Annotated in this window: 9 protein-coding genes; 1 reads left to right on the top strand and 8 read right to left on the bottom strand. The window is 63.7% G+C overall.

Annotation, left to right across the window (positions count from 1 at the left end; translation table 11 throughout):
• Positions 1-108: 108 nt before the first annotated feature.
• From WCB02_RS00945 to WCB02_RS00915, 7 genes are read right to left on the bottom strand one after another with little or no spacing between them, the layout of a single operon-like run.
• Positions 109-354 carry a F0F1 ATP synthase subunit C gene (locus tag WCB02_RS00945; protein WP_423955330.1) on the bottom strand — a complete coding sequence of 82 codons (246 nt, stop codon included), beginning with the start codon at positions 352-354 and terminating at the stop codon, positions 109-111.
• Positions 351-1,037, bottom strand: coding sequence for a F0F1 ATP synthase subunit A (locus WCB02_RS00940; protein WP_423955335.1), 687 nt, complete (start codon positions 1,035-1,037; stop codon positions 351-353). The genes WCB02_RS00945 and WCB02_RS00940 overlap by 4 nt, the downstream gene beginning before the upstream one ends.
• Entirely contained in the window at positions 1,037-1,330 is a 294-nt protein-coding gene (locus tag WCB02_RS00935) for an ATP synthase subunit I (protein ID WP_423955329.1), read from the bottom strand. The genes WCB02_RS00940 and WCB02_RS00935 overlap by 1 nt, the downstream gene beginning before the upstream one ends.
• Positions 1,327-1,626: an AtpZ/AtpI family protein gene (locus tag WCB02_RS00930; protein ID WP_423955327.1), complete on the bottom strand. Its 300-nt coding sequence runs from the start codon at positions 1,624-1,626 to the stop codon at positions 1,327-1,329. Before WCB02_RS00930 ends, WCB02_RS00935 begins: the two co-directional genes overlap by 4 nt.
• Entirely contained in the window at positions 1,623-2,060 is a 438-nt protein-coding gene (locus tag WCB02_RS00925; RefSeq protein ID WP_423955325.1) for a F0F1 ATP synthase subunit epsilon, read from the bottom strand. The genes WCB02_RS00930 and WCB02_RS00925 overlap by 4 nt, the downstream gene beginning before the upstream one ends.
• On the bottom strand, positions 2,057-3,481 hold the full coding sequence (atpD, locus tag WCB02_RS00920; RefSeq protein WP_423955333.1) for a F0F1 ATP synthase subunit beta: 1,425 nt from the start codon (positions 3,479-3,481) through the stop codon (positions 2,057-2,059). The genes WCB02_RS00925 and atpD overlap by 4 nt, the downstream gene beginning before the upstream one ends.
• A gap of 58 nt (positions 3,482-3,539) precedes the next feature.
• Complete coding sequence (locus WCB02_RS00915; protein WP_423955322.1) at positions 3,540-3,881, bottom strand: hypothetical protein; 342 nt, start codon at positions 3,879-3,881, stop codon at positions 3,540-3,542.
• On the opposite strand from WCB02_RS00915, the gene WCB02_RS00910 reads away from it, so the two are divergent.
• A complete protein-coding gene (locus WCB02_RS00910) occupies positions 3,853-4,896 on the top strand; it encodes an alpha/beta fold hydrolase (RefSeq protein WP_423955320.1) in 1,044 nt (347 codons plus the stop codon). The genes WCB02_RS00915 and WCB02_RS00910 overlap by 29 nt on opposite strands.
• Before the next feature lie 20 nt (positions 4,897-4,916).
• On the opposite strand, the gene egtD is transcribed toward WCB02_RS00910, so the two are convergent.
• Positions 4,917-5,712: L-histidine N(alpha)-methyltransferase (gene egtD / locus WCB02_RS00905; protein WP_423955318.1), on the bottom strand; the 796-nt coding region annotated here is incomplete at its 5' end.

Below are 5,712 nucleotides of genomic sequence, written 5' to 3'. Positions count from 1 at the left end.
GCCACGAGGTCGGCCACCGGGCGAAAGAAGAAACGGCCGAGGATCCAGATCAGAACGAGGACATTGACCGTCTGGAGCGTCAACGTCCACCAGTCGATATGCATCGGCTCAGTGGATGAACGGGTTGGCAAACAGCACGAGAAGCGCAATGACGAGGCAATAGATCGCCATGGTCTCGATCATGGCAAGTCCCACGAACAGCGTACGCGAGATCGTGCCGGCGGCTTCGGGCTGGCGGGCGATCGCGTCCATCGCAGCCGCGACCGCGCGGCCCTCGCCGAGCGCCGGCCCGATCGCACCAAACGATACCGCCATCGCGGCGGCCAGGATGCTGACGATCTCAATCCAATTCATGTGATCTTCCCTTCGCTCTCGTGTCGTCCTTCGCCGAGCGCGCTGCCGATGAACACCATGGCGAGAACCGTGAAGATGTAGGCCTGCACCGTGCCGGTCAAAAGATCGAGCGCCATCAGCGGGATCGGGACCAGCAGGCCTGCCAGTGACAGCACGATCCCGACGACGAATACGCCGCTCATCACGTTGCCAAACAGCCGCACGATCAGAGAGAAGGTACGGGTGAAGGTTTCCACGATGTTCAAGGGAATCATGATGAAGCTGGGCTCGGCGAAGGTCTTCAGGTAGCCGCCCAGTCCACGCCCGCGGATGCCGAAATAGAGGATTGAAACGAAGACGATCAGGCCGAGTGCCGCGTCGGTTTCGATGTGGGCGGTCGGCGGCTCGACACCCGGCACCAGCGACGACCAGTTCGCTGCCAGGATGAACAGGAACAGCGTGCCGATCATCGGCACATAGGGCGCGGGCGCGGCGCGCATCGTTGCCTCGATCTGATCCTCGATGGCGCCGACGATGAGCTCGACCACCGCCTGCCGGGTCGACGGCCTGAACGACAAAGCGCGCGTGGCGAGCCATCCGCCCACTCCAAGCACGAGCATCAGCCCCCAGGTCACCACGACGGGTTCGGTGATCGGCACCGGGCCGATGTGGAAGACGATTTGAGCGGTCAGCGGCGATGCCATCATGGTTGTCGCAGCTCCCGGCGCAGTACGGCGGAGCGGGCGATCAGCAACCCGATCGCTGCCTCGATCAGGGGAAGCGCGCCAAGCTCACGCGCGATCAGCGTGAGGCCGGCAGCGGTGACGGCAAAGCGAAGCAGCTGAAGCGAGAGCGATGCGAGCATTTCGCCAGCGATCAGACAACGCACATTCATCCGCAAGGAATGAAAGTGCAACAGGCCGAGCAACACCCCGGTCGCAAGCCAAGCGGCGGCCTGGACCATCATGCCGCCGATCGCTGCGAAGGAAATTGTCATTGCTGATGCATCCATCGCCATGCCGACCAGCAGCCGACGCCGACACCGAGCATCAGGAGCGGGGCGCTCCAGAAGATGCTCGTTCCCAAATACTGGTCGAGCCTGCGGCCGATGAACAGGCCGAGCAGAATCGGCGCAACGATGATCCAGCCGAGCACGCCGATCTGCCCGGCAAACCTGATCATCGAAGGCTCGCCCTCCTTGCGCCAGCGTTCGCGGCGCTCGCGGTGCGTGCGGACGGCCCCCGCCAGGCCGTCAGGCGACGGATCGCTGCGTTGCTTGCCGTCCGTGGTCATAGGTCGACATTCCTCGGGTCGGCATCCCTCGCGCCGGGCTTGTCGGGCCGCAGATAGCGTACGATCTGCCGGATCGCCTTCATCTGCAGTTCCAGGCTTTCCGTTCGCGCGGTGCGCTCCGCTTCGAGGCGTTGATGAAATTCATCGAGGACGATCCCCTCGAGACGATCGAGATCATCGCCCACGATGGCTTCGCGGGTCGCGATGGCAATCTCGTCGCCTCCGGTGACCGAGAGAACGCCGCGGCGGACCGCGCAGTAGTGCATCCGATCATCCGCGCCACGCCAGCTGACGATCGATATCTTCAGGGCGGTCAGAAGATCGGCATGGCCCTGCAGAAGGCCAAAGCTGCCGCTGTCGTCTTCGGCGCGAAGGGCGGATACGTTCGCCTCGTCGACGATGATCGCCGTCGGCGTCGTGATCATGAGCCTCATTGCGCGGCCTCCGCGCTGTTCGATGGCGTCTGCTTGGCTTCTGCTTCGGCGAGGCTGCCGATCATATAGAGCGAGGCTTCGGTCCATTCGTCGCATTCGCCGTTCAGGATGGCCTGGCAGCCCTGCAGCGTGTCTTTCAGCGCAACCGAGCGGCCCGGGATGCCGGTGAAGGCTTCGGTTACCGCGAAGGGCTGGGTGAGGAAGCGTTGCAGGCGGCGGGCGCGTTTCACTGCGGTCCGGTCGGGCGCGCTCAATTCCTCGATGCCGAGCAGCGAGATGATATCCTGCAGCTCGCGGTACCGCGCGATGGTTTCCCGTACCTGGTCGGCAATTCGATAATGCGCCTCGCCCACCACGGACGGATCGAGCAGGATCGAGGAGGAAGTCAGCGGATCGACCGCGGGGTACATGCCCTCGGCGGCCATCGATCGCGACAGCACCATCATGCTGTCGAGATGGCTCGAAATCGCCGTCACGGCCGGATCGGTGAAGTCGTCGGCCGGCACATACACCGCCTCGATCGCGGTGACCGCGACGCCCGAGACCGAGGCGATGCGCTCATGCAGCGCGGCGACCTCGGTGGCAAGCGTCGGCTGGTATCCGACCCGGGAGGGAAGCCGCCCGAGCAACCCCGAAACCTCGCTGCCGGCCTGCACGAAGCGGAAAACATTGTCCATCAGCAGCAGCACGTTCTGGTGCTTCTGGTCACGGAAATATTCGGCAATCGTCAGCGCCGTCAGCCCGACGCGCCAGCGCGCGCCCGGCGGTTCGTTCATCTGACCGTAAACCAGGACGCAGCGATCGAGCACGCCCGATTGCCGCATTTCAGTCAACAGCTCGTGGCCCTCGCGCGAGCGCTCGCCGATGCCGGCGAACACCGAGACGCCCTGGTAGCTCTGAACCATGGCGTGGATCAGCTCCATCACCACCACCGTCTTGCCGACGCCGGCGCCCCCGAACATCGCGGCCTTGCCGCCCTGGGGCAGCGGCGTCAGCAGGTCGATGACCTTGATTCCCGTCTCGAAAATGGCGGTCGCGGAACTGCGCTCGCCTAGCGGAGGCGCACTCCTGTGGATCGGCGCGCGCGCCAGGTTCTCCGGCAGCGGCGGGCCGTTGTCGCGCGGCCGCCCCGTCACGTCGAGCAGCCGGCCGAGAATGGCGTCTCCCACCGGCACCTCGATCGGCCCGCCCGTCGGTTGCACCGGCACGCCCCGTTTCAATCCCGCGGTGGCCTGCAGCGCGACACCGCGCACGGTATGTTCATCGAGATGAGCCTGCACCTCGACAATCAGCACATCCGGCTGGTCCCAGGCGACAATCAGCGCATCGCCCAGTCGCGGCAGCGCCGAGCCTTCGAATGCCACGTCGATCACGGCGCCGCGAACCGCGATCACCCGGCCGTCGGATGGTGATTGTGGAATCACGGATGCAGCGCGGGCTACGACATCACGGCGGCGCTGGTCGTGCTGTCCGTAACGATCATGACGAGGACTCCTCTGCTGCTGACTCAGCTGCAATCCTGCAGTAACTTGAGATCAGGAAGCGAAAGAGCCGTTGATCGAGATCAAGGGATCTGGTCAGGTTCGACCGGAAGGGCGATTTCGTCATCATCACGTTCGCGTTTCTCGGCTCATGTTTCTTGATCGGCTTGACCTGCCGCAAAGCGTCGATCGGGACCGCAGGCAAATCAAATCGAACCAGCGTCATGCACAAGGGATCGTGAATGTCGAACACCGCCGTCCAGCCCGCCGAATTGTCGATTACCAGCATCCCGGCATTCTGGCCGATCGCGATGGCCTCGGCGCTGGCGGCGAAAGGCACCGAGCTCTATGCCAGGAACCTGAAATTCGTCGAGGAGGAGATCAAGATCCATGAGCATCTTCGTCCCCAACTCGCGACCCCGAACGAAATGCGGCTCGATCTTCGCACCATGCGGCTGCGCGACTATGGCCGGCCGCGGGGAATCCCGACGCTGGTCGATGCGCCTTACGCCGGACACACCGCTGTCATCGCCGACTATCACAGGGGACAGAGCCTGATCGAGACGCTGCTTGCGGGCGGCATCGATCACGTCGCGTTGACCGACTGGAAATCGGCGACCGATGACATGAAGGATCTCGAGATCGACAACTATCTCGCCGAGCTCGTGGTCGCGATCGACGATCTCGGCGGCCGGGTCAATCTGGTCGGACTTTGCCAGGGCGGCTGGCTTGCAGCGATGGCAGCGGCGCGATTTCCGGACAAGGTCAATTCGCTGGTGCTGGCGGGATCTCCGATCGACACCGATGCCGGCGACGGCCCGATCAAGCGGATGGTGCAGGCGTCACCGCTGTCGTTCTACGATGAGCTGGTGGCGCTCGGCGGCGGCCTGATGCGGGGCCGCTTCATGCTGCAGGGCTGGAAGAACATGCATCCGGAGCAGCACTACATGCAGGATCATGTCGATCTCTACGAGCATATCGACGACCCCGCCTATATCGCCAAGGAAGAGACGTTCAACAGCTGGTACGAAAATCCGATCGATCTGCCGGGCCGCTGGTATCTTCAGGTCATCAAGCAGCTGTTCAAGGAGAACCGTCTCGCCAAGGGGAGTTTCGCAGGTCTCGGCCGCACGCTGAATCTGCGCAGCATCAGATGCCCGGCCTATCTGCTGGCAGGCGCCGCCGACGACATCACCACGCCCGAGCAGGTGCTGGACGCCGCGAATTATCTCGGCACGCCGAAGAACAGCATCGTGCAGAAGACCGTGCCCGGTGGCCATATCGGATTGTTCATGGGCGCGCGCACGCTGCGCGACCACTGGCCCGAGATCGCCCGGTGGATCGCGTCGCAATAGCGGCTTCGGCGGCGGCTATTTCACTCCGCAGCCAGCGCGTGGACGGAGAACATGCCGTTGGCGTCGGTCCAGGATTCCCGCACTCTCCAGCCGGAGCCGCGCGCCAGCGCGCCGAAGCGCTCGATGCTGTATTTGTAGCTGTTCTCGGTATGGATGCTTTCGCCCGGGCGAAATGAGAAGCTGGTGCCGAGCATGCGCACCGCTTGCGTCTTCTTGCTGATCAGGTGCATCTCGATGCGATGGCGCTCGCGGTTGTAGATCGCACGATGGGTGAAGCTGGAAAGATCGAAATTGCCGCCGAGTTCGCGATTGATGCGCACCAGCACATTGAGGTTGAAGCGCGCGGTCACGCCGTCGGCATCATTGTAGGCGTCGCGGAGCACGCGTTCGTCCTTTTCCAGATCGGCGCCGATGATCATTTGGGCGCCTTGTCCGAGAATGTCGCGGGCGCTGCGCAGGAAGCGGCAGGCTTCATGCGGTTCGAAATTCCCGATCGTCGACCCCGGAAAGAAGCCGACCTTGGGCATGTCGGTGATCTCGCGCGGCAGCGTGAACGGCGCGGTGAAATCTGCGGCGACCGGATAGACCGCGAGCGCGGGAAAATCCTTGCTCAGCGCGTCCGCCTGCGCGTTCAGGAAATCACCGGATATATCGACGGGGACATAGGCGCCGAACGCGCAATTTTCGAGCAGGAGGCGGACCTTGGTGGTGGCGCCCGCGCCGAACTCGACGAGCGCCGCATCTTGCGGGATGATTTTGGCGATCTCGCCGCCGCGGTCGTGCAAAATGCCGAGCTCGGTGCGGGTCGGATAATAT

It is taken from the genome of Bradyrhizobium sp. (assembly GCF_049581145.1).
Lineage (GTDB): Bacteria > Pseudomonadota > Alphaproteobacteria > Rhizobiales > Xanthobacteraceae > Bradyrhizobium.
This window is presented reverse-complemented; position numbering and strand designations above follow the sequence as displayed.